The sequence below is a fragment of the uncultured Caulobacter sp. genome (assembly GCF_947036865.1).
GTDB lineage: Bacteria > Pseudomonadota > Alphaproteobacteria > Caulobacterales > Caulobacteraceae > Caulobacter.
Genome location: NZ_CAMQSF010000027.1, coordinates 1 through 22,877 on the forward strand (window position 1 = coordinate 1; position 22,877 = coordinate 22,877).

20 protein-coding genes are annotated in these 22,877 nt (G+C 68.0%); 3 read left to right on the forward strand and 17 right to left on the reverse strand.

Translation table 11 applies throughout. The features are described from left to right. Nucleotides 1-185: 185 nt before the first annotated feature. Nucleotides 186-1,865 carry an ATP-binding protein gene (locus Q0V34_RS14070; protein WP_297512931.1) on the forward strand — a complete coding sequence of 560 codons (1,680 nt, stop codon included), beginning with the start codon at nt 186-188 and terminating at the stop codon, nt 1,863-1,865. On the opposite strand, the gene lpxB is transcribed toward Q0V34_RS14070, so the two are convergent. The 15 genes from lpxB to rpsB form a co-directional block, all read right to left on the reverse strand. Continuing rightward, entirely contained in the window at nt 1,824-2,981 is a 1,158-nt protein-coding gene (gene lpxB, locus Q0V34_RS14075) for a lipid-A-disaccharide synthase (RefSeq protein WP_297513022.1), read from the reverse strand. The genes Q0V34_RS14070 and lpxB overlap by 42 nt on opposite strands. A gap of 14 nt (nt 2,982-2,995) precedes the next feature. Then, nucleotides 2,996-3,844, reverse strand: a complete 849-nt coding sequence (locus Q0V34_RS14080; RefSeq protein WP_297512933.1) for an LpxI family protein — start codon at nt 3,842-3,844, stop codon at nt 2,996-2,998. A 9-nt stretch (nt 3,845-3,853) separates the two neighbouring features. After that, complete coding sequence (lpxA, locus tag Q0V34_RS14085) at nt 3,854-4,645, reverse strand: acyl-ACP--UDP-N-acetylglucosamine O-acyltransferase (protein WP_297512935.1); 792 nt, start codon at nt 4,643-4,645, stop codon at nt 3,854-3,856. After that, on the reverse strand, nt 4,642-5,121 hold the full coding sequence (gene fabZ / locus Q0V34_RS14090) for a 3-hydroxyacyl-ACP dehydratase FabZ (RefSeq protein WP_297512937.1): 480 nt from the start codon (nt 5,119-5,121) through the stop codon (nt 4,642-4,644). Before fabZ ends, lpxA begins: the two co-directional genes overlap by 4 nt. Nucleotides 5,122-5,125: 4 nt before the next feature. Beyond that, nucleotides 5,126-6,145: a UDP-3-O-(3-hydroxymyristoyl)glucosamine N-acyltransferase gene (lpxD, locus tag Q0V34_RS14095; protein ID WP_297512939.1), complete on the reverse strand. Its 1,020-nt coding sequence runs from the start codon at nt 6,143-6,145 to the stop codon at nt 5,126-5,128. 54 nt (nt 6,146-6,199) lie between these two features. Continuing rightward, nucleotides 6,200-6,841: an OmpH family outer membrane protein gene (locus Q0V34_RS14100; protein ID WP_297512945.1), complete on the reverse strand. Its 642-nt coding sequence runs from the start codon at nt 6,839-6,841 to the stop codon at nt 6,200-6,202. A gap of 2 nt (nt 6,842-6,843) precedes the next feature. Beyond that, entirely contained in the window at nt 6,844-9,207 is a 2,364-nt protein-coding gene (gene bamA, locus Q0V34_RS14105; protein ID WP_297512947.1) for an outer membrane protein assembly factor BamA, read from the reverse strand. A 17-nt stretch (nt 9,208-9,224) separates the two neighbouring features. After that, entirely contained in the window at nt 9,225-10,421 is a 1,197-nt protein-coding gene (locus Q0V34_RS14110) for an RIP metalloprotease (RefSeq protein WP_297512949.1), read from the reverse strand. A 22-nt stretch (nt 10,422-10,443) separates the two neighbouring features. After that, nucleotides 10,444-11,643 (reverse strand): 1-deoxy-D-xylulose-5-phosphate reductoisomerase, encoded by a 1,200-nt coding sequence (gene dxr, locus Q0V34_RS14115; protein WP_297512951.1) that lies wholly within the window; start codon nt 11,641-11,643, stop codon nt 10,444-10,446. Next, entirely contained in the window at nt 11,631-12,533 is a 903-nt protein-coding gene (locus Q0V34_RS14120; protein WP_297512954.1) for a phosphatidate cytidylyltransferase, read from the reverse strand. Before Q0V34_RS14120 ends, dxr begins: the two co-directional genes overlap by 13 nt. Beyond that, the gene (uppS, locus tag Q0V34_RS14125; protein ID WP_297512955.1) at nt 12,436-13,206 is read right to left on the reverse strand and encodes a polyprenyl diphosphate synthase; all 771 of its coding nucleotides are present in this window, start codon (nt 13,204-13,206) and stop codon (nt 12,436-12,438) included. The genes Q0V34_RS14120 and uppS overlap by 98 nt, the downstream gene beginning before the upstream one ends. Nucleotides 13,207-13,253: 47 nt before the next feature. Further along, nucleotides 13,254-13,820: a ribosome recycling factor gene (gene frr, locus Q0V34_RS14130; RefSeq protein WP_297512956.1), complete on the reverse strand. Its 567-nt coding sequence runs from the start codon at nt 13,818-13,820 to the stop codon at nt 13,254-13,256. A gap of 62 nt (nt 13,821-13,882) precedes the next feature. After that, nucleotides 13,883-14,623: a UMP kinase gene (pyrH, locus tag Q0V34_RS14135; protein WP_297512958.1), complete on the reverse strand. Its 741-nt coding sequence runs from the start codon at nt 14,621-14,623 to the stop codon at nt 13,883-13,885. Between the two features lie 176 nt (nt 14,624-14,799). Next, complete coding sequence (gene tsf / locus Q0V34_RS14140; protein ID WP_297512960.1) at nt 14,800-15,738, reverse strand: translation elongation factor Ts; 939 nt, start codon at nt 15,736-15,738, stop codon at nt 14,800-14,802. Nucleotides 15,739-15,887: 149 nt separating this feature from the next. Then, entirely contained in the window at nt 15,888-16,700 is an 813-nt protein-coding gene (gene rpsB / locus Q0V34_RS14145) for a 30S ribosomal protein S2 (RefSeq protein ID WP_297512962.1), read from the reverse strand. A gap of 359 nt (nt 16,701-17,059) precedes the next feature. On the opposite strand from rpsB, the gene Q0V34_RS14150 reads away from it, so the two are divergent. Further along, nucleotides 17,060-17,710 carry a haloacid dehalogenase-like hydrolase gene (locus Q0V34_RS14150; protein WP_297512964.1) on the forward strand — a complete coding sequence of 217 codons (651 nt, stop codon included), beginning with the start codon at nt 17,060-17,062 and terminating at the stop codon, nt 17,708-17,710. Nucleotides 17,711-18,178: 468 nt separating this feature from the next. Here the strand turns inward: Q0V34_RS14150 and dnaE are convergent, their stop codons facing one another. Together dnaE and sidA are read right to left on the reverse strand one after the other, a co-directional pair. Beyond that, a complete protein-coding gene (gene dnaE / locus Q0V34_RS14155) occupies nt 18,179-21,610 on the reverse strand; it encodes a DNA polymerase III subunit alpha (RefSeq protein WP_297512966.1) in 3,432 nt (1,143 codons plus the stop codon). A gap of 36 nt (nt 21,611-21,646) precedes the next feature. Beyond that, nucleotides 21,647-21,736: a cell division inhibitor SidA gene (gene sidA / locus Q0V34_RS14160; protein WP_297512968.1), complete on the reverse strand. Its 90-nt coding sequence runs from the start codon at nt 21,734-21,736 to the stop codon at nt 21,647-21,649. Nucleotides 21,737-21,900: 164 nt separating this feature from the next. Here sidA and Q0V34_RS14165 point away from each other — a divergent pair, with 164 nt between their 5' ends. Continuing rightward, complete coding sequence (locus tag Q0V34_RS14165) at nt 21,901-22,860, forward strand: nucleoside hydrolase (protein ID WP_297513024.1); 960 nt, start codon at nt 21,901-21,903, stop codon at nt 22,858-22,860. Nucleotides 22,861-22,877 lie beyond the last annotated feature (17 nt).

Genomic DNA, 22,877 nt, shown 5'->3' on the forward strand with positions numbered 1-22,877 from the left:
GCGGCCTCACCCCCTGGCAGCGTGTAAACAACCTTCTTGGAAACGACACCTAGCGCCGTTCACCATTGCTGAGGATTTCGCGGCTAGGTTGGACGGTGAAGTTTCTGTAGCTTGAGGCGCGTACGGATATGGGGTGGCGTAATATCGTCGCGCACAGACGTCGCGATCTGCTGTCCATCATCCCCATGACCCTTTTGGCCGCGGGCGGATCGACGGTCTGGCTGGGGACGCGCACCTGCCTGGCATGGCTGGTGGTGGTGGCGATCCTGATCGCCGTCAATCAAGCCCTCTGTCGCTTCATCGCGCTTCAGAAGGCTGACGAGCCCGCGCTGGAGCTGGGCATGGCGGCCTTCACCCTCGGCTACACCTTCGTCTACGCCATCCTGCCCGCCGCCCTGATCCTGCAAGGCGAGCGGACGGCGGTGCTGGCGGGCGCGGCGATGATGGGCGCCATCGCGCTCAGTTGCACCGCCGAATTCGTGATCTCGCGTCGGATCGGATCGGCGGCCCTCCTCGGCGTTCTCGCCCACGTCGCGGTGTTGGCCTGGATCACCTTCGAGCCGGAACATCTGCCGCGGACGGCCTTCGCGCTGATCGCGGTGATCAGCTTCTTCGCCTATGTCCTGCAATACGCGCTGCACCGCGAGCGGGCGGCGCTGCGGATGGCCGAGGCCATGGCCCTGGCCCAGACGCGAGAGGCCGAGGCCGCCAGCGCCAACGCCGCCAAGACCGCCTTCCTGGCCACGATGAGCCACGAGATCCGCACGCCGCTGAACGGCATCATGGGCATGGCCCAGGTGATGGAGGGCGACGCGCTCTCGCCGCCCCAGCGCGAACGTCTGCAGGTCGTGCGTCAGTCGGGCGCGGCCCTGACCGTGATCCTCAATGACGTGCTGGACCTGGCCCGCATCGAAGCCGGGCAGCTGGAGCTGCGGCCGGAGCCTTTCGATCTGCGCGAGCTGCTGACCGGCTGCGGCCAGACCTTCGCCGCGCTCGCCGAGGGCAAGGGCCTGACTCACGATCTGGCCATCAACCCCGCCGCCGAAGGCGCCTATCTGGGGGACGTCGGCCGCCTGCGGCAGATCCTGCTCAACCTGCTGTCCAACGCGGTCAAGTTCACCGAAGCGGGCGGCGTCTCGATCGCCGCGCGGTACGAGCATGACAGGCTGGAATTGACCGTGGCGGACACCGGCCCCGGCGTCGCGCCCGAGGAGCAGGAGCGACTCTTCGCGCGGTTCGTGCTGCTGGACGACATCGCCACGCGCCGTCAGGGCGGCGCGGGCCTTGGCCTGGCGATCTGCCGCGAATTGGCCCGGGCGATGGGCGGCGACATCACCGTCCGCAGCCGTCCTGGCGAGGGCAGCGCCTTCACGGTGAGCCTACCCCTGCCCCGTGTCGAGACGGCCGCGCCGGCGGCCGCGCCTCCGCCGCCGTCGGTGGCGCCCGCGCTCCGCGTCCTCGCCGCGGAGGACAATCCGACCAACCAGCTCGTGCTTCGGCTGGTGCTCCAGCAAGCGGGCGTCGAACCGACCATCGTCGACGACGGCGCCCAGGCCGTCGAAGCCTGGCGCCGCGGCGACTGGGACGTGGTGCTGATGGACATCCACATGCCGGTCATGGACGGCCTCGCGGCGCTGAAGGAGATCCGGCGCCTGGAGGCAGAGGAACAGCGGCCGCGCACGACGGTCATCGCCCTCACCGCCAACGCCATGCGCCATCAGGTGGAGGCGCTGCTGGCCGCCGGGATGGACGGCCATGTCGGCAAGCCGATCGACGTGGCCGAGCTGCTTCAAGCCTTGGAGCGGGCGACGCGGCGCGAGACGTCAGCCGAGCCGATCGCCGCGCCGCGCCATGAATTTCAGTAGGGCGTCGGCGGCGGCCTCGGACGGATCGGGCATGCCCCGTCCCATCTTGTCGAGCGCGGCATTCTGCTCGGCGGTCTGACGCGCGCGCAGGGCCGGATCGTCGAGCAGCCGGGCGACCTCGCGCGCCAGGCCATCGCCCTCGCAGGCGTCCTGGATCAGTTCGGGCGCGATCGCCTTCCCGGCGGCGATGTTGAACAGGGTGATCCACTTCGGCTTCATCAAGCGCTTGAGGATCGCGTAGGTCACCGCGCCGGTCTTGTAGCCCACCACCATGGGCCGGCCGGCCAGGGCCAACTCGGTGGTCACGGTGCCGCTGCAGGCCAGGGCCACGTCGGCGGCCACGAAAGCGTCGTCCTTCAACGCCTCGTCCTCGACGACATGGGCGCGGAACGGCCAGCCCGCCACGCGAGCCTTCACCGCCTCGGCGACGGTGTAGGCGGCGGGCACGACGATCGCCAGCTCGGGCCGATCGACCTTCAGCCGGCGCACGGCGTCCTCGAAGGCGGGCATGACCCGCTCGATCTCGGACGGGCGACTGCCGGGCAGCACAAGGAGCAGCGGCGCCTCGGGCGCGACCTTGATCGCGGCGCGCAGCCGCGCGCCATCGGCGTGGTCGAAGCGCTTGGCCAGGGCTGAATTGCCGACGAAGACGCTTTCCAGGCCGGCGGCGTCAAAGTACGGGCGGTCCATCGGCTGGATCGACAGCAGCAGATCGACCGACTTGGCCAGGCTTCGAGCCCGGCCAGCGCGATAGGCCCAGACCTGCGGCGCGACGTACTTCACCAACGGCAAAGCCGGGTCGAGCTTCCGCAGCGCGTGGGCCAGGCGGATGTTGAAGCCCCAGCTGTCGATCAGCACCGCCACGTCGGGCTTTTCCCGGGCCGCCAGAGCCACGGTGTCCTTGAGGCGGGCCTTGACCGTCGGATAGGCTTTCAGCCCCTCCAGTATGCCGAGGATCGAAAGCTGGGCGATGTCGAAAGGGCTCTCGACCCCCTGCTCGGCCATCTTGGCCCCGCCGACGCCGACGAAGGTCACCCGGTCGCCCAGCCGCGCCCGCAGAGCCTTGGCCAGGCCGGCGCCGAGGGCGTCGCCCGAGGCCTCGGCGGCCACCAGCATGACCTTCAGCGGCGTCACGCCGGGCCTGGCCCTTGCGCGTCGACGCCGAGCACGAAGAGGCCCAGTTCGTCCGCCGCCGCGATGACCGCGTCGCGGTCCACGACCAGGAGGCGTCCGGCCTCGCCGACCACGCCGGCCAGACCGGCGCGGGCCGCCCGCTGGATCGTGGCGACGCCGATCGTGGGAAGGTCGACACGGGTCTCCTGGATCGGCTTGGGGGCCTTGGCCAGAACGCCCCTGGGCGCCTCGGCGCGGCCTCGGATCGCTTCGGGCAGGTCGGCGACCCGACGGAGCATGGCGTCGGTCCCCTCCTGGGCCTCCACGGCCAACACGAGACCCTCGCAGACCACGGCGCCCTGCCCCACGTCGAGGCGGCCGATCTCGCGCGCCACCTTCAGCGCCTTGTCGATATCGGCCATGTGGACCTCGCGCGGCCCATGCTTGCCCAGACGCCCGCGCGGCAGGGTCATTTCGCCCATCACCTCGTGCGCGCCCTCGATGTCGAAGCCTTCCTTCTCGAACTCGTCGAGAACACGGCGCAGCAGGGCGTCGTCGCCCTTGCGCGCGGCGACGATCAGGCCCGGCAGCACCTTCAGGCCACGTCCGTCGGGCATCAGGGCCGAGAAGTCCGGGCGACTGACATTGCCCGCGAAACAAACGACCTCGCAGCCTTCGGCGCGCAGCGCCTTGAACACCTTGCCGAACTCGCCGAGCCCGACCTCGGCGCCGGGATAGCGGGCCAGGGCCGGTTCGGCGAAGCTCTTCAGGCGCATGACCGAAAAGGCGCGGCCGGCGGCCTCGCAACGGGCCGCCAGTTCGACGGGCAGCGCGCCGCCGCCGGCGATCAGGCCAAGCTTACGCATCCGTCGAGACTAGACCTCGCGCTCGGGCAGGCAAAGCGGCCGGTTGGCGTCGGCGCGGATGAAGTCGACGATCTCCATGACCTCGGGAATGGCGGCGTGGGTCTCGGCCACGTCGTCAAGGCGCTCCTGGAACGTGCCTTCGTCGGCGAACATCAGCCGATAGGCCGCCCGCAGGGCGTTGATCGTCTCGCGCGAGAAGCCCCGCCGCTTAAGGCCCACCAGGTTGAGCCCTTCCAGGTGGGCGTGGTTGCCCCACACAGAACCATAGGGAATCACGTCCTTGGTCACGGCCGCCAGACCGCCGATGAAGCTGTAGCGGCCGATGCGCGAGAATTGATGCGCAGCGGCCAGGCCGCCCATGAACACATAGTCGCCGATCGCCACGTGGCCGCCCAGGGTCGCGCCCTTGGCCAGGACCACGAAGTCGCCGACCACGCAGTCGTGCGCCACGTGCGAGCCGACCATGTAGAGGCCGTCCGAACCGATCGTGGTCACGCCCTTTCCGGAGGCCGTGCCCGTGTGCATGGTCACGTGCTCGCGGATGATATTGCGCGCGCCGATCCGCAGTTCGGTCCGCTCGCCCTTGTGGCCCAGGTGCTGGGGCGGGCCGCCCAGATTGGCGAAGGGATGGACGACGCAGCCCTCGCCGATCGTCGTCGCGCCTTCGATCACCACGTGCGACAGCAGGCGCACGCCGGCTTCCAGCGTCACGTCGGGACCGACGATGCTGTAGGGGCCGATCTCGACGTCCGAGGCGATCCGCGCTTCGGGCGCGACGATCGCGGTGGGGTGGATCGTCATGCCTTGGGTCCCGTCTCGACCACCATGGCGGCGAACTCGGCCTCGGCGGCCACCTTGTCGCCGACCTTGGCCACGCCCTTGAACTTGAAGATCGACGACCGCGCGCGAACGACCTCGACCTCCATGCGGATCACGTCGCCGGGACGCACCGGATTGCGGAAACGGGCGTTGTCGACCGACATGAAGAAGATCGTCTTGCCCTCGGTGTCGACCTCCAGGGACTTGCTCATCAGCACCGCGCCGGTCTGGGCCAGGGCCTCGATGATCAGCACGCCCGGCATCACCGGATTGCCAGGGAAGTGCCCCTGGAAGAAGGGTTCGTTGATCGTCACGCACTTGATGCCGACGATCGACTCGTGGGGCTTGTAGGCCTCGGCGCGGTCGACCAGCAGGAACGGGTAGCGGTGCGGGATGCGCGCCAGGATCTCGGCGATGTCGATCTCGGTCTGCACCGTTTGGTCGGTGTTCTCGGTCATTCTACTAGCCCCTCGTCCCTCGGCCGCCCGCCATGCGCGAGAGCCACGCGGTCTCCCGGAGCCACCGCTTCAGCGGCCGCGCGGGGAATCCCGTCCAAGTTTCACCGTCCGGCACGTCCTTGAACACCGAGGCGGCGGCCCCGATGCTCGCGCCCGAGCCGATGTTCAAATGATCGGCGACCCCGGCCTTGCCGCCGAAGGCGACGCCGTCGCCGACGACCGTGCTGCCGGACAAGCCCGTATAGGCCGCCAGCACGCAATTACGACCTATACGGACGTTGTGCGCGACGTGAACCAGGTTGTCGATCTTGGTGTTCTCGCCGATCGTCGTATCGGCGAAGGCGCCGCGATCGACGCAGCTGTTGGCCCCGATCGTGACATTGTCCTGGATCACCACGCGGCCCAGTTGCGGCAGGTCGACCATGCCGCGCGGCCCCAGGGCGGCGCCGAAGCCCGCCTCGCCGATCACCGCGCCGGCGGAAATCGAAACCCGATCCCCGAGCAGGGCGAAGCCGATCACGGCGTTGGGACCGATCACGCCATCGCGTCCGACCAGGACGCCGGGACCGATAACCGCCCCGGGCGCGATCCGTGTTCCCCGTCCGATCCGCGCGCCCTGCCCGATCGTCACGTTCGGCGCGAGCAGCACGCCCGTCTCGAGCTCGGCGTCCGGATGGATGGCCTGGGCCGAGGGGTCGTGGCGACGCGGCGCGTGCAGGCGAGCCGCCGCCGCGGCCCATGCGGCCTGGGGATGCTTGGTGATCAGCGCGGCGCAAGTCGAAGGCAAGAGGTCGCGATGCTCTGGGCGCACGAAACAGGCCCCGGCGCCCGTCATCGCCGCGGAGTTCTTGCGCTTGGCGTCGGAGAAGAAGGCGATCGCTTCAGGATCGGCCGCGTCCAGAGGCGCGGCGCGGGCGATCGCCCGCTCGCCCAGAGCGGCGTCCGCTAGTTCGGCGGCGCCCGCCCGGGCCAACTCGTAAAGCGATGCCGGACCCAGGCTGTCGAAGAAACGCGGGTCCGGCATGGCTCCTCACGGCGAATAGACTGCCCCTAGGTAACCCCAAGGGAGACGATTCGCTTACTTATTGGTCGGTTGCAGCGGCGCGGCGCCCGGGACGGCTTGGTCCAGACGCTCGCGATCGAAGGTCAGGGTCTTGATGCGGCCGTCGAGGGCGGCGACCACGCCGTCGGTGATGTCCATGGCCGGATTGGCCAGCATCACCGATTCACGATCCAGCAGCAGGCTGCACTTCTGAGCCTGGTAGACCTGCTTGATGGGCGTATCCATCTCTTGATAGACGCGCGACAGCGCCTTCTGCTCGGTGGCTTCCAGCTCGCGCTGACGCAGCTGACCCTTGCGCTGCCAGGCGTTGGCCTTGACCTGCAGGGCGGCGGCCTGTTGCTCCAGGGCGTCCTGGGCGGTGCTCGCCTTCTTGGCGTCGAGCGCCTTGCCTTCGTTTTCCAGAGCGGTGCGCTCGGCGCCGAGCTCGGCGGTGACCTGCTGGCTGATGGTGTTCAGACGCGCGGCGACGGCCTTACCGACCTGCGATTGCGCCACGGCGCGCTGGCTCGAGAAGATGCAGACGCCGGGAAGAGCCGGGCCGTGCGTGATGGCCGGAGCGGCCGGCGCGGCGGCGGCCGGAGCCGTCTGGGCCGAGGCGCTGGTCGCGAGGGCAAGGGCGACGACGCTGGACGCGGCCGCGGACAGGAACTTGGACATGTCTATTGGAACCTTGTGGAGGTGGAGAACCGGAAGGTTTCGGTTCGGTCGTAGCTTTCCTTGGCCAAAATGCGGCTGATATCGAATCGAATGGGACCCATGGGGGATTTCCAGTCGATCGAGATACCCGCCGAGGCACGCAGGCCGAGGTTATCCTTGATGTTCGGATCGAAGACGCCGGGGGACTTCTGGCGATCCACATCATCGAGCAGGCCGGCAGTGCCGAAGTCGCTGAACAGCGCGGCCTTGATGCCGTACTGCTCGGGCAGGAACGTCGGGATGTCCAGCGAGACGGTGCCGATGGCGTAAAGCTTCGCGCCCATCGAATTGTTAGTGCTCGAGACGTCGCGCGGGCCGATGCCGGCGATCTCGAAGCCGCGGAAGGTGTCGCCGCCGCGATAGAAGCGGTCGTTGATGCGGACGTTGTCGCCGCCCAGACCCTCGATATAGCCGAACGAGCCCGTCAGGCTCAGCACCAGGCTCTTGGTGAAGCCGTAGTACCAGCCGGCGTCGGCCTCGGTCTTCAGGTACTTCACGTCGCCCGCCACGCCGGCCACGTCCTGGCTCAGGTCCGCGAACCAGCCGCGGGTGGGGTTGATCGGATCGTTGCGCTTGTCGAGGCGCAGCTGATAGCCGACCAGCGAGGTGATGTAGGCGCCGCGCTGCAGGCAGAGGATCTGCGACACCGAGCCGGTGGTGCAGAGGTTGTCGGCGACGCTGACCTCGTCCTGACGCAGCGTGTAGCGCAGGCTCATCGAGGCGGCCTGGGTCAGCGGGAAGCCGACGCGGATGTCGCCGCCGACCGACTTGGTGTCATAGGCCGCGTATTGCGACAGGTCGTAGCGGAAGGTGTAGAGGTTGAGACCCGCCACCAGGTTGCGCCCCAGGAAGCGCGGCTCGCTGAAGCCGAAGTCGATCTGCTGGCGCAGCGAGCCGACCGAGGCGCGCGCCCGCAGGTTCTGACCCCGGCCGCGGAAGTTCCGCTCGGTGATGCCGACGTCCAGCACCAGCTTGTCGACCGAGCTGTAGCCGGCGCTGAACGAAAGCTCGCCGGTCGGCTGTTCCTCGACCTTGACCTTCAGCGCCGTGCGGTCGGGGGCCGAGCCCGGGGCGTCGGTGATGTCGACGTCCTTGAAGAAGCCCAGGCGACGGATGTTGTTCTTCGAACGGTCGACCAGCACGCGGTTGTAGGCGTCGCCCTCGGCGACCTCCAGCTCGCGGCGGACGACGTAGTCCAGCGTGCGGGTGTTGCCGACGATGTCGATCCGATCGACATAGACGCGCGGGCCTTCACGCACCGAGAACACGACGTCGACGGTCTTGGTCTCGCGGTTGGGCACGTAGCGCGGACGCACGTCGACGAAGGCGAAGCCAGCCGCGCCCGCCGCGAAGGTCAGGGCGTCGGTGGCCTGCTCGATGCGCTCGTCCTCGTAGAGCTGGCCGGCGCGGATGGGCAGGATCTGGGCCAGCAGGTTGCCGTCCAGCTTCTTCAGCTCGGTCTCGACGGTCACCTTGCCGAACTTGTATTTCGGCCCCTCGTCCAGGGTGTAGGTGACGGCGAAGCCGTTCTTGTCCGGGGCCAGCTCGGCCACCGACGAGATGACGCGGAAGTCGAAATAGCCGCGGTTGCGATAGAACTTGCGCAGTTGCTCGCGGTCGTACTCGATCCGGTCGGGGTCGTAGTTGTCGTTGCTGGTCAGGAACTTGTACCAGTGGCTCTCCTTGGTGACGACCACGTCGCGCAGGTCGTTGTCCGAGTACTCGCTGTTACCCAGGAAGTTGATGCCCAGCACGCCGCTCTTGGGGCCTTCGCTGATTTCGAAGACCAGGTCGACGCGCTTCTGCGGCAGTTCCACGACCTTCGGCGTCACGGTCGCCGAGATGCGGCCCGAGCGGCGATAGAGTTCGATGATGCGCTGGACGTCGGCCTGCACCTTGGCGCGGGTGAAGATGCCGCGCGGGCGGATCTGCACTTCGTCCTTCAGCTTGTCTTCCTTGAGCGAGGAATTTCCCTCGAAGACCACCTGGTTGATGATCGGGTTCTCGACGACCTTCACGACTAGGTCGCCGCCCTGCATCTCGATCTTGACGTCGGCGAACAGGTCGGTGCGCGCCAGGGTCTTCAGCGCCAGGTCGAGGCGCTGGGAGTCGACCGTGTCGCCCGGCTGGATCGGCAGGTAGGACAGGACCGTGCCCTGCTCGATCCGCTCGTTGCCTTGCACGACGATGCGCTGGACCACGCCGGTCTGGGCGGCCTGGGCGAAGGCCTGATGCGGCGCCACCAGGGCCGTGGACCCGAGGAGCAGCGCCATACCCGTGGCGAACGCGGCGCTTTGGGCGCGAAGTTTGTTCATGTGACCAATCATGGACGGAGGGCGGGCGTTCACGTGAACAGGCCGCCGATGAATTTGAACACGTCGTAGCGGTTGAGGTCGTTCCACGCCGCGAACAACATGAAACCCAGGATCAAGGCAAGCCCCGCGCGGAACCCGGCCGCCTGGAAATCCGCCCGCAGAGGCCGTTTGGCCACGGCTTCGTAGGCGTACATCAAGAGGTGCCCGCCATCCAGGACCGGAATGGGCAGGAGATTCATGAAACCGATGCTGACCGACAGGCTGGCGATCAGCACCAGGAAGTTGAAGAACAGCCGCAGGGCCATGATCGAGACGCTGGGCGCGCCCTCGGTGCTGGCCTTGGCGACGGCGCCGGCGGTGTGACCGATGCCGATGATGCCGCTGACCTGGTCCGCCGGCATCTGTCCGGTCACCAGGCGTCCCAGATAGAAGCCGATCGTCTTGATCATGCCCCAGACCTCGAGCGTCGCGTCGGGGATCGCCGAGGCGAGCGAGGACTTCTGCAGAGACGCCACGGTGGCCAGTTCGGCGCCCATGCGCCCTTCCTTGACCTTTCCGCGGATGTCGTCGCGGTTCTCGACCAGGGCCGGCGTCACGGTCAGATGCACCGGCTTGCCCGCGCGCAGCACCGTCAGGTCGATCGGCAGATTGGCGCGCAGCGAGACATAGGCCACGACGTCGCCGACGCCCTTGATGTCGGTCTTGTCGGCGCGAACGATGCGGTCGCCGGGCTGTAAGCCCGCGGCGGCGGCGGGCGTGTTGGGCATGACCTTGCGGACCGTCACCGAGCCATGCTGGTTGCCGACCAGCACGAGAATGACGGCCATGATCAGGATGGCGAGCACGAAGTTCGACGCCGGTCCCGCGACCGCGATGATCGCCCTTTGCCAGACCGGCTTGAAATGGAAGTAGCGGGAAAGGCCCGCCTCGCCTTCCCGCCGCACGATCGCCTCGCGCATGGCGGCCAGGCCGTCCTGGTCGGGCACGCTGGCGGCGTTCTCGTCGCCCGAGAAACGCACATAGCCGCCGAGCGGAATCGAGGCGATCCGCCACTCGACGCCCCGCTTGTCGCGCCACGACACCAGCGGCGGACCGAACCCGATGGAGAAGCAGTCGATCGCCACGCCGCACGCGCGCCCCGCCCAATAGTGCCCAAGCTCGTGGATCGTCACCACGACGGACAGGACGAAGACGGTGGACAGGATGAAGATAAGCGCGTCGGTCATATAGGTGGCCGGGTCCCCCGGATCAGAGCCGGCGATGCTTTTGCGCGACAACCTCGGCCGCAATGCGGCGAGCGCTGGCGTCAATCATCATCGCGTCGTCGACAGCGTCGCGTTCGGCGACGGCGAGGTTTCCCAGACTGTTCATACGCTCGAGGGTCTCCGCCACCGCGGCGGCAATATCGAGAAAGCCAATCCGCCGGTCAAGGAAAGCGGCGACCGCGACCTCGTTGGCGGCATTCATAGCGGTCGGCGCGCCGCCGCCCAGCCGCATCGCCTCGCGAGCGATTCCGAGGGCGGGAAAGCGATCCAGATCCGGCGATTCGAACGTCAACTGCCCATAGGCGGCCAGATCTAGGCGGGGCGCGGGCCAGACCAGGCGGTCCGGCCAGGCGAAGGCGCAGGCGATCGGCGCGCGCATGTCGGGCGGACCCAGCTGGGCCAGGGTCGAGCCGTCGGCGTACTCCACCAGGCTGTGGATCACCGACTGAGGGTGAATCACCACGTCGATGCGAGTCTCGGGCGTGTCGAACAGATATGAGGCCTCGATCATCTCGAGCCCCTTGTTCATCATCGTCGCGGAATCGACCGAGATCTTCGCGCCCATGCTCCAGTTGGGATGGGCGATGGCCTGTTCGGGCGTGGCGGCGGCCATGGCGGCGCGGTCCCATGTCCGGAACGGACCGCCCGAGGCCGTCAGGATCAGGCGCGCCACGCGATGCGCGCAATCGGGCTGCAGCACCTGGAAGATGGCCGAATGCTCCGAATCGACCGGGATCACCGAGCCGCCGGCGGCCTTGGCGATGGCCAGCAGCGCGGGGCCCGCGCAGACAAGGCTTTCCTTGTTGGCCAGCGCGATCACCGCCCCCGTGCGGGCGGCGGCGAGGGTCGGCGCCAGGCCCGCGGCCCCGACGATGGCCGACATCACCCAGTCGGCCCCCATGGCGGCCGCCTCGGCGACGGCGGCAGCGCCGGCGGCGGCGCGCACGCCCGTCCCCGCGAGTCCGTCCTTCAGCGTCTGGAGCTTGGACTCGTCGTCGATCACCGCGACCCGAGGCCGCCAGCGCCGGGCCTGCTCGATCAGCCGCTCGACATTGCGGCCGGCGGTGAGCGCCAGGATCTCCACCGGCGCGGCGGCTTCCTCGAAGAGGCTCAAGGTCGAAAGGCCGATCGATCCGGTCGAGCCCAGCACCACCACCTGACGGGGCGCGGTCAATGATGCCACTTCAGGTGATCGATCAGGCGGATGGCCGCGATGACGATGGCCGCGAACATCAGGCCGTCGACGCGGTCCAGCAGGCCGCCGTGGCCGGGGATGATGTCGCCGCTGTCCTTGACCCCGAAGCGGCGCTTGAGGATCGACTCCCAGAGGTCGCCGGCCATGGTCGCCAAGCCGCCCAGCAGGCCGATCAACGCCGCCGCCGGCCACACCAGCCGCAGGTCGGCCAGTTCGGCCACCGCCACAGCGCCGATCGCCGCCGCCACCAGGCCGCCGATGAAGCCCGACCAGGTCTTGTTCGGCGAGATCCGGGGCCACAGCTTGGGCCCCTTCAGCAGGTTGCCGACCACATAGGCGAAGATGTCGGCGAACCAGGTGACCACGAACAGCAGCAGCGTCCACCACAGCCCGTCGGACAGCGAGCGGACCCACACCATGGCGATGACGGCCGGCGCGATATAGACCACGCCATAGGCCGCGTCGGCCCGGCGCTCGACGGCGCCCCGGGCGATCAGACCCGCCAGGAAGGCCCCAATCAGCACGACCGCCCATGCGACGAAGAAGTGGTGCAGGAAGGCCGCCGCCACGGCGATGGCGCAGAACAGGCCGACCACGGCGCCCACGGCGTTCGGCGCCTTCGGCGCGCTGATCTTGCCCCATTCCCGCGCCAGGACGCCGGTGCAGACCAGCGACAGCGCCAGGAACCAATAGCCGCCCAGCCAGACGGCCGCCACGACCGTCGGCACGAGCACGGTGGCCGAGACCACGCGCGTTCGAAGATTGCCCCAGTTGAAGCGCTTAGCCGGCGACGGCGACGTCATCGGCCGCGACCCCTCCGTAACGTCGATCCCGCCGGCGATACTCCGCGATGGCGGCCGCCAGCGCCTCGGGCCCATAGTCGGGCCAGAGCACGTCCTGGAAGACGAGCTCGGCATAGGCGCAATCCCAGAGCAGGAAGTTCGAGATCCGCTGCTCGCCGCTGGTGCGCACGATCAGATCGGGCGGCGGCGCCGACGCGGTCGACAGGAACCGTTCGAACATCGCCTCGGTCAGGTCCGAGGCCTTGGCCTCGCCCCGTTCGACCCGTTCGGCGAAGGTCCGCGCCGCGTCCGTGATGTCGGCCTGACCGCCATAGTTGAAGGCGACCTGCAGCGTGAAAGCGGTGTTGTCGCGCGTCCGGCGCTCGGCCCGGTCGATCACCTCGGCGATGTCGGCCGACAGGCCGGTGCGGCGGCCGATGACGCGGACGCGAACGCCGGCCTTGGCCAGGCGCTCGAGGTCCGACTCCACATAGGCCTTGAGCAGGTTCATCAGCTCGGAGACTTCGTGGGCCGGGCGACGCCAGTTCTCGGTCGAGAAGCCGAAGACCGTCAAAACGCCGACGTTCTGGCTCTGCGCGCCCTCCACGGTGCGCTTGAGGGCGTTGACGCCGGCGCGGTGACCCAGCACGCGCGGCATGCCCCGCTGCTTCGCCCAGCGGCCGTTGCCATCCATGATAATGGCCACATGCAGACGTTGGTCGGCCGCGTCGGCGTCCGAAACGTTCCGCGGACCGGTGGTCGCCGGCATTCGCTTCAACCTTCCCTCGTCGTTCCCGAACTCTCCCGAGGGAACGATCAAACCTGCATGATCTCTTGTTCCTTGACTTTCAAGGCCTCGTCGATGCGCTTGATGGCTTCGTCGGTCATCTTCTGGACCTCGGTCTCCATCTTCTTGCGCTCATCCTCGGCGACAGCGCCGTCTTTTTCCGCCTTCTTGAGATCGTCGTTGGCGTCGCGGCGAACGTTTCGCACGGCGATCTTTTGCTGCTCGGCGTACTTGCCGGCGATCTTGGAAAGGTCCTTGCGGCGCTCCTCGGTCAGCGGCGGGATCGGGATGCGCAGGTTCTGGCCCTCGACGACCGGGTTCAGGCCGAGCCCGGCGGCGCGGATGGCCTTCTCGACCGAGACGACGACGCCGCGATCCCAGACGCTGACATTGATCTGGCGCGGCTCGGGGACGCTGACCGAAGCCACGGCGTTCAGCGGCGTGCTGGAGCCGTAGGCCTCGACCATCACCTGATCCAGCAGGCTGGCCGAGGCGCGGCCGGTGCGCAGGGAGCCGAACTCTTCCTTCAGAGCGGCGACGGCTTTGTCCATGCGGTCGCGATAACGCGACAGGACGGGTTTTTCGGCGGCGGCCATGACGGGCTCTCCTCGCTTTCGGCCGCCCGACCCCACGGCCCAGCGGCGACGTTCAAAAAAGATCAGGCGGCGCGGTCGGCGGCGACCACGGTGTGGGTCCCCTCGCCTCTCAGGACGGTCAGCAGATTGCCACGCCCCTTGATCGAGAAGACCACGATCGGAATGTTGCTGTCGCGCATCAGCGCCACGGCCGAGGCGTCCATGACCCGCAGATCCTTGGCCAAGACGTCCATATAGGTCAGGGTGTCGTAGCGCTTGGCCGTCGGATCCTTCTTGGGATCGGCGGTGTAGACGCCGTCGACGCTGGTGCCCTTGAACAGGGCGTCGCACTGCATCTCCGCCGCGCGCAGGGCCGCGGCGGTGTCGGTGGTGAAGAACGGATTGCCGGTGCCGGCCGCGAAGATCACCACGCGGCCCTTCTCGAGGTGCCGCTGGGCGCGGCGGCGGATGTAGGGCTCGCAGACCGTGGCCATCGGGATGGCCGACTGAACGCGCGTCTGGACGCCGATCCGCTCCAGGGCGTCCTGCATGGCCAGGGCGTTCATCACCGTGGCCAGCATGCCCATATAGTCGGCGCTGGAGCGCTCCATGCCCTTGGCCGCGCCCGCCATGCCGCGGAAGATGTTGCCGCCGCCGATCACCAGGCACAGCTCGACGCCCGACTTGACGATCTCGGCCACGTCCTCGGCCACGGATTGAACGGTGTTGGTGTCGATGCCGTAGGGCGTGTCGCCCATCAGCACCTCGCCGGAGACTTTCAGCAGGATGCGGCGGAATTTGAAGGGCGCGCTGGTATCGGACATGGACCGCTATTCCTGAGTCGTCGGCACGCACATTACGCGCGTTGTACAGAAGTGGGATGGATTTTGCCAACCAAGGCTCAAGGCCGAACGGCGGGCGCAAAAAGGGCGCGGCGCGCGTCTAGACGCGCCGCGCCCTGATTGTCTGTCGAGGATCCAGCGATCCTCGACGAAGGGCCTTAGGCTTGGCCGGTCATCGAGGCGACTTCAGCGGCGAAGTCGTCCTGCTTCTTTTCCACGCCTTCGCCCAGGGCCAGGCGCGTGAAGCCCTTCACGGTCACCGGGGCGCCCAGGGTCTTGGCCGTCTCGGCGACCAGCTGCTCGACCGTCTGGTCCGGGTTCATGACGAAGGCCTGCTTCAGCAGCACGACTTCTTCCAGGAACTTGCGGATGCGGCCTTCGATCATCTTTTCGACGACGGCGGCCGGCTTGCCCGATTCCAGGGCCTGCTCGGTGAACACGGCCTTTTCACGCTCGATGGCGGCCGGGTCCAGATCGTCCGGCGACAGCGACAGCGGGGCGGTCGCGGCGACGTGCATGGCGATCTTGCGGCCCAGCTCGCGCAGGGCGGCCTTGTCGCCGGTCGAGTCCAGCGCGACCAGCACGCCGATGCGGCCGAGGTCGGGCGCGGTGGCGTTGTGGATGTACGAGGCGACGACGCCGTTCTCGATCGTCCACTTGGCCGCGCGACGCACCATCATGTTCTCGCCGATCGTGGCGATCAGGTTGGTCAGGTGATCCTGCACGGTCTCGCCGCCGGCCAGCTTGGCCGAGGTGATGGCCTCGATCGAGCCGTCGGTGGCCACGGCCGCCTGGGCGATCTGGCGCGCGGCGCCTTGGAACAGGTCGTTGCGCGACACGAAATCGGTCTCGGCGTTCACCTCGACGGCGGCGGCGGTTTCGCCCGCGCCGGTGTCGACGACGGCGATCGCCACCAGACCTTCGGCGGCGGCGCGGTCAGCCTTCTTGGCGGCCTTGGACAGGCCCTTGGCGCGCAGCCAGTCGATGGAGGCTTCGATGTCGCCGTTGTTCTCGGCCAGAGCCTTCTTGCAGTCCATCATGCCGACGCCGGACTTTTCGCGCAGTTCCTTGACGAGGGCGGCGGTGATCTCAGCCATCGATTCTCTCCAGATTCAAACGTTTAGCGACCGGGCGCGTAGCCCGCCAAAGCTATAAAGATCAGGGACCGGGCTTCTTAGCCCGGTCCCGTGTCAGGGTCGCGACGGTCGCCGCGCGGCCGGACGGCCAGCGGCGACACGTTGGGAAATCAGCCTTCGGCCGTTTCCGGGGCCGCCTCGGCGGCGGCTTCCGGGGCTTCCGGCGCCAGTTCGCGGGCCAGGGCCGGCTCGACCGGGGCCACCGAGGCGCCCAGGTCGACGCCCGCGGCGGCTTGACCGGCGGCCAGACCGTCGAGGACGGCGTCGGCGATCAGGTCGCAGTACAGCTGCAGGGCGCGGGCGGCGTCGTCGTTACCCGGGATCGGATAGGTGATGCCGTCCGGATCGCAGTTGGTGTCGAGGATGGCGACGACCGGGATGTTCAGCTTGCGGGCTTCCAGGATCGCGATCGCTTCCTTGTTGGTGTCGATCACGAACATGATGTCGGGGATGCCGCCCATGTCCTTGATGCCGCCCAGCGACAGTTCCAGCTTGTCGCGCTCGCGGGTCAGCTGCAGCAGTTCCTTCTTGGAACGGCCTTGGCCTTCGCCGGCCAGGACGCCTTCCAGCTCGCGCAGGCGGGCGATCGAGCCCGAGACGGTGCGCCAGTTGGTCAGGGTGCCGCCGAGCCAGCGGTGGTTCACATAGTACTGGGCGCAGCGCTTGGCGGCCGTGGCGACCGGGTCGCTGGCCTGGCGCTTGGTGCCGACGAACAGCACGCGACCGCCGGCGGCGGCGACTTCACGGACCTTCACCAGGGCTTGGTGCAGCAGCGGGATGGTCTGCGACAGGTCGATGATGTGGATGTTCGAGCGCGAGCCGAAGATGTAGCGGTCCATCTTCGGGTTCCAGCGGTGCGTCTGGTGGCCGAAGTGGGCGCCGGCTTCCAGGAGCTGACGCATGGAGAATTCGGGAAGAGCCATCGGGCCTTTGTCCTTTTTCCGGTTGAACCTCCGCGGACACCCCCGTTCCAGACCATTCTGGAGCGGGACCGGAACGGCCGGACCGGGATTTCTCCCCGGCGCTGCCGAACATCCGCGTGTGGAATGGGCGCGCAGATAGTCGTTTGGCGGAGAAAAGGCAAGCCCTTGGCGCGAAATGGCGGCCCAGCGCTCGTTCCTTGCCAGGGTGAAAGCGCCCGCGAGCACATCCGGCCCCGGCGGCCAGCCGCGAACGCGGAGAGCGCCGCGACATCATCTGGTTTCGTCGCCTAGGCGACACAGGCGGACTGAGGCTCCTCCGCGTCCGCGTCGTCGATATGAGCGAGGCGGGAGGAGGCTTGATGCTCGCGGTCTTCGATCTGGACGGAACTCTGCTCGACGGCGATTCCACGGCGCTCTGGCTTTGGGACCGGATGCGCCGCTCGCCGCCGCGCGCGCTGGCGATGCTGGCGATCGCGCCAATCGCCGTGCCGATGGTGGCGATCCCGCGCACGCGCCGCGCCGGCGCCTCGATCCTGCTCTGGATCGCCACGGTCGGGCTCCGCGAAAGAGACCTGCAAGCCTCCTGCGAGGCGTTCGGCGAACGGTTCCGCGCCGGGACCAGCGCGCTGTCCTGGCGCGCCGGCGGTCTGGCCGCTCTGCGCGACCATCTGACCCGCGGAGAGCGGGTCGTGGTGGTCACGGCGGCCCCCGCGGTGCTGGCCAAGGCCTTGATCGGCCCGCTGGGCGAGCCCATCGAGGTGCTGGGCACCTCGCTGAAGCGCCGCGCCGGCGGCTGGGTCGCCGACGTCCATTGCCGCAACCAGCGCAAGTGCCAGGCCCTGGCCGAAGCCGGCCACGGCGCGCGCTGGGCCTATGCCTATACCGACAGCCTCGACGACCTGCCGCTGCTGCGCGCCGCCGAGAGGCCCGTGATCGTCAAGGGCGGCAAGGCGGCCGAGCGACGGCTGTTTCGGGCTGGCCTGGCCAACGGCCGCGCGGCGGCCTGGTGAGCCGAGGCGCTCACGGGACGATCTTCAGCGAGGCCCGCGAACACCGACGACGCTCAGGTCCGTCGCCATCTTGGGGGTCGCCGCCGATCTCGCGCCGGATCGACAGGCGCTACCGGTTCGCCGAGCGGCGTCGGGTCTCTTCGAGTTCTTCCACTGAAATAGCGCCCCAGCCCCGTCGCGGCCTTCAGCCTGGCCGTCTGGCGACATGGCGTTCGCTTGGCTTCAAGGCCCTACGGTTTCGAGACAGAACGTCAGCCAGAGCCGGGGGCACGCACCAAGCTGGCGCTCGGCTAGGCCTCCTCTTAAGCCCGCGCCGCCTCCAGTTCATCGAAGGGCATGGCTCCCGAGACGCTTTCGAGCCCGGCCTAGGCCTCACCATTCGTCTCTCGGCCCGCCGCCACGACGGCGCGTCCACACGTCTCGTCTTCCCACGCGCTCCTAGTCCGAGCAAACGCAACGGGATTATTCCTAGACATCCTCCAGCAGCGCCACCCCGGGCGCGGTCTTCAACGCGCCGCGCAAGGCGGCGTCCAGCGTGTAGCGCCCCGGCAGACGCAGTTCGATCTCGCGGCCGCCGCCGATGGCCGCCACCACCGTGACCTCCCCGCCCCTCTGCGACTGCGCGGGTTCGAGACGGCGCTTCAAGGCTTCGATCTCGGCCGCGCTTGGCGACAGGTGGACGCGCAGGCCGGCGACGACGTTCTCGATCGCCTTTTCGATCGGCTCGGCGTCGTCGCCGAAGAAGCGAACCTCGCCGTCGCGCGCCTTGGCCCGAACCTTGATCGCCACGGCCTTGCCCGGCTCCAGCACGTCGCGGCATTTGCGCAGGCTTTCGGGGGGGAACAGCACCTCGTACTCGCCGGTCGGGTCCGACAGCGAGACGAAGGCGAACTTCTCGCCGCTTTGCGAGGCGCGCTCCTGCCGGCGGCGGACCACGCCGCACATGCGGAAGGCTTCCATCCCGGCCTCGGCTTGGGCCATGGCCTCGGTCAGCATCGCCGTGCGGCGGCGACGCAGCAGGCCGACCATGTCCTCCAGAGGGTGCCCGGTCAGATAGAAACCGACGGCCGAGAGTTCCTCGTCCAGCAGATCGACCTGGTTCCAGGTCTCGGTCTTGGAGAGGCGGGGTCGCCCCGCGCCCGGATCGGCGCCGAACAGACCGCCCTGCCCGCCCTGGCGGTCGGCATAGACGCTCTGGGCGTGCGCGATCAGTACGTCGGCGGAGGCCACGATCTGAGCCCGGTTCTTGTGGATCGAGTCGAAGGCGCCGGCCCGGGCCAGGTTTTCGATCGCGCGCTTGTTGACCTGCTTGGGATCGATCCGCTCGACAAAATCGAAGATGTCGCGGAACGGCCCGCCCTCCTCGCGGACGGCCACCAGATGCTTCATCGCCTCCAGGCCGACATTTCGGATCGCCCCCAGCGCGTACAGCACCTCGCCGTTCTCGACCTCGAAATCGGCGCCGGCGACATTGACGTCCGGCGCCCGCACCGTGACGTCGAACTTGCGGGCGTCCTGGTGGAAGACCGCCAGCTTGTCGGTGTTCGACAGATCAAGGCTCATCGAGGCGGCGAAGAACTCGACCGGCGTGTTCGCCTTCAGCCAGGCCGTCTGGTACGAGATGAAGGCATAGGCGGCGGCGTGCGACTTGTTGAAGCCGTAGCCGGCGAACTTGGCCACCAGTTCGAAGATCGAGCCCGACTGCTCCTCGGGAACGCCCTTCTCCTTGGCGCCGGAGACGAAACGGATCTTCTGTAGATCCATTTCCTCCTTCTTCTTCTTGCCCATGGCCCGGCGCAGCAGGTCGGCCTCGCCCAGGCTGTAGCCCGCCAGGATCTGGGCGATCTGCATCACCTGTTCCTGATAGACGATGACGCCGTAGGTCTCCTTCAGCACCCCCTCCAGCGAGGGATGCAGGGTGTCGACGGGTTTGCGGCCGAACTTGCAGTCGACGAAGGTGTCGATGTTGTCCATCGGACCAGGGCGATACAGCGAGATCAGCGCGGTGATCTCCTCGATCGAGCCGCAGCGCATCTTGCGCAGCGTGTCGCGCATGCCCTGGCTTTCGAGCTGGAACACCCCGACCGTCTGGCCCGAGGCGAGCAGCTCATAGGTCTTGGCGTCGTCGAACGGCAGCCTGCCCAGATCGATGTCGAAGCCGCGCTTCTTCAGGTGCTTAACCGCGCGGTCGAGCACCGTCAGGGTCTTCAGGCCCAGGAAGTCGAACTTCACCAGGCCAGCGCTCTCGACCCATTTCATGTTGAACTGGGTGGCGGGCAGGTCCGAGCGCGGATCCTTGTAGAGCGGGGTCAGTTGGGTGAGCGGCCGGTCGCCGATCACCACGCCGGCCGCGTGGGTCGAGGCGTTGCGGAACAGGCCTTCCAGTTGCAGGGCGACGTCGAGACAGGCCGAGACGTTGGCGTCTTCCTTCTTGGCCTGCTTCAGGCGAGGTTCCAGCTCGATGGCCTGAGCCAGGGTCACCGGCGCGGCCGGATTGTTCGGCACCATCTTGCAGAGGCGATCGACGAGCCCGAGCGGCAATTGCATCACCCGGCCCACGTCGCGCAGCACGGCGCGCGCCTGCAGAGAGCCGAACGTGATGATCTGGGCCACGCGATCGCGGCCGTACTTTTCCTGCACGTAGGAGATCACCTCTTCGCGCCGCTCCTGGCAGAAGTCGACGTCGAAGTCGGGCATCGAGACCCGCTCGGGATTGAGGAAGCGCTCGAACAGCAGGCCGAAGCGAAGCGGGTCGAGGTCGGTGATGGTCAGCACCCAGGCGACCAGCGAACCGGCCCCCGAACCCCGCCCCGGCCCCACCGGAATGCCGTGCGCCTTGCCCCACTTGATGAAGTCCGACACGATCAGGAAGTAGCCTGGGAAGCCCATCTTCTCGATGATGCCCAGCTCGAACTCGAGCCGCTTCCAGTACTCCTCCTCGGGGGCGGACAGGGTCAGCCCGTCGAGGCGCATCTTGAGGCCCTCGCGGGCCTGATGGCGCAGTTCCTCGGCCTCGTTGCGACCGTCGCCCGTCGGGAAGCTGGGCAGGATCGGCGCGCGCTTGTGGACCATGAAGGCGCAGCGCCGGGCGATGTCGAGCGTGTTGTCGCAAGCTTCCGGCAGATCCGAGAACAACTTGCGCATGTCGGCGGCCGGCTTGAACCAGTGCTCGGGCGTGACGCGACGTCGCTCGTCCTGCCCGACGAACGCGCCGTCGGCGATGCACAGCAAGGCGTCGTGCGCGTCGTAGAAGCCTTCCTTGGCGAAATAGACGTCGTTGGTGGCGACCAGCGGCACGTCGTTGTCATAGGCCCAATGGACCAGGCCAGGCTCGGCCGCCGCCTGCTTGGGCAGGCCGTGACGCTGCAGCTCGACATAGAAGCGGTCGCCGAAGACCCGATGCATCTCGGCCAGGGCCGCCGCGGCCTCGCCCGACTTGCCGGCGGCGAACAGGGCGTCCACCGGCCCGTCGGTCCCGCCCGACAGCAGGATCAGGCCCTCGCTGTACCGCGCCACCTTGGCCCAAGGCACGATCGGCTCGGGCAGTTCGGCGCTGTCGAGATAGGCGATCGACGACAGCTCGGAGAGGTTCAGATAGCCCTGCTCGCTCTGCGCCAGGAGCGTGACCGTCGGCGCGCGCGCCCAGCGTTCCGTCGGACCGCCGCCGATGCCGGTGACCGGCAAGGCGCAACCGATGATGGGCTGCACCCCCGCGTCCTTGGCGTAGGACGAATATTCCAAGGCGCCGAACAGGTTGGCCCGGTCGGCGAGACCGGCGGCCGGCATTCCGGCCGCGGCGGCCAGCTTGCCGATCTGGTCGGCCTTGATGGCCCCTTCGAGCAGCGAATAGGCCGAACGGACCCGCAGGTGGACGAAACCTTGCCCCTCCGCGTCCGCCATCGCCGTTCTCCGCTACACCCCAGCCGCCCGCGCGACTCAGGCCACCAACTGGGCGACCGTGCACATCATCCAGACGAAGCCGGCGACGGACACAAGGGCCAAAGACTCACGCGCGACACGGATCATCGGAACCTCCACAGATTTCTTGTTTTGTTCCATATTCCGCTTTTGTTCTGTTCACAAGATGTTCTTTCGATGTCCGCCGCTCTTTTTTCGCCCGCCCGGCGCTCTTCCTGGCGCGGCGGCGATAAGCCATGGCCAAGTCGCGCCGAACGGTGCAGATCGGCGGGATGCGCCTGATCATCGACACCGACACCGCCGGAGACGACGTCTTCTCCCTGATGCTGGCCCTGACCCGCCCGGAGGTGACGGTCGAGGCGATCACTATCGCCCACGGCAATGTCGGCTTCGTCCAGCACGCCGAGAACGCCCTGGTCACCCTGGAGCGCTGCGGTCGAGGGGGCGCGGTTCCGGTCTATCTCGGCGCCCAGGCGCCCTTCACCCGCGCGCCGCTCGACGCGGCCTATGTCTTCGGCCGCGACGGCATGAGCGACAGCGGCTTCGCGCGAACGGCCCAACGCCCCGCCGAGGGGCACGCGGTGGACGAGCTGGTCCGCCGGATCATGGCCGCGCCCGGGGAGATCACGCTGATCGCTCAGGCGCCGCTGACCAACATCGCCCTTGCCTATCTGCGCGAACCCAGGATCGCCCAGGCCGTGAAGCGCCTGTGGATCATGGGCGGTACGGACAACGGCGTGGGGAACGTGACGCCGGCGGCCGAGTACAATTTCTATGTCGACCCCGAGGCCGCGAAGATCGTGGTCAACGCCGGGTTCAACCTCTCGATCGTCACCTGGACCCTCACCCTACAAGACGGACTGCTGGACATGGAGCAGTTGGCGGAACTGGAGGCGCTCGGCACCGAGCGGGCCCGGTTCTTCACGGACGTGAACCGGGCGTCGCTGGCTTTCGCGCGCGAGACCGAGGGCTTGAACGGCAGCCTGCACCCCGACGCCCTCACCTGCGCCCTCGCGCTGGACGAGCGGCTGATCCTGGCCGCCGAGGACTGCGTCGTCGATGTCGAGACGATCGGCGAGCTGACGCGCGGCTATCTGTCCGTCTCGCACGCGATCCTGCCGGATATCGAGATCGCCGACCCCAGTCTGAAACGTCGACCACCCAACGCAAGGGTGATCAAAGAGATAGATCGCGACGGCTTCTTTCAAGCAATGAAAAGGGCGCTGGCTTAACGTTATCTCAGGCGCTC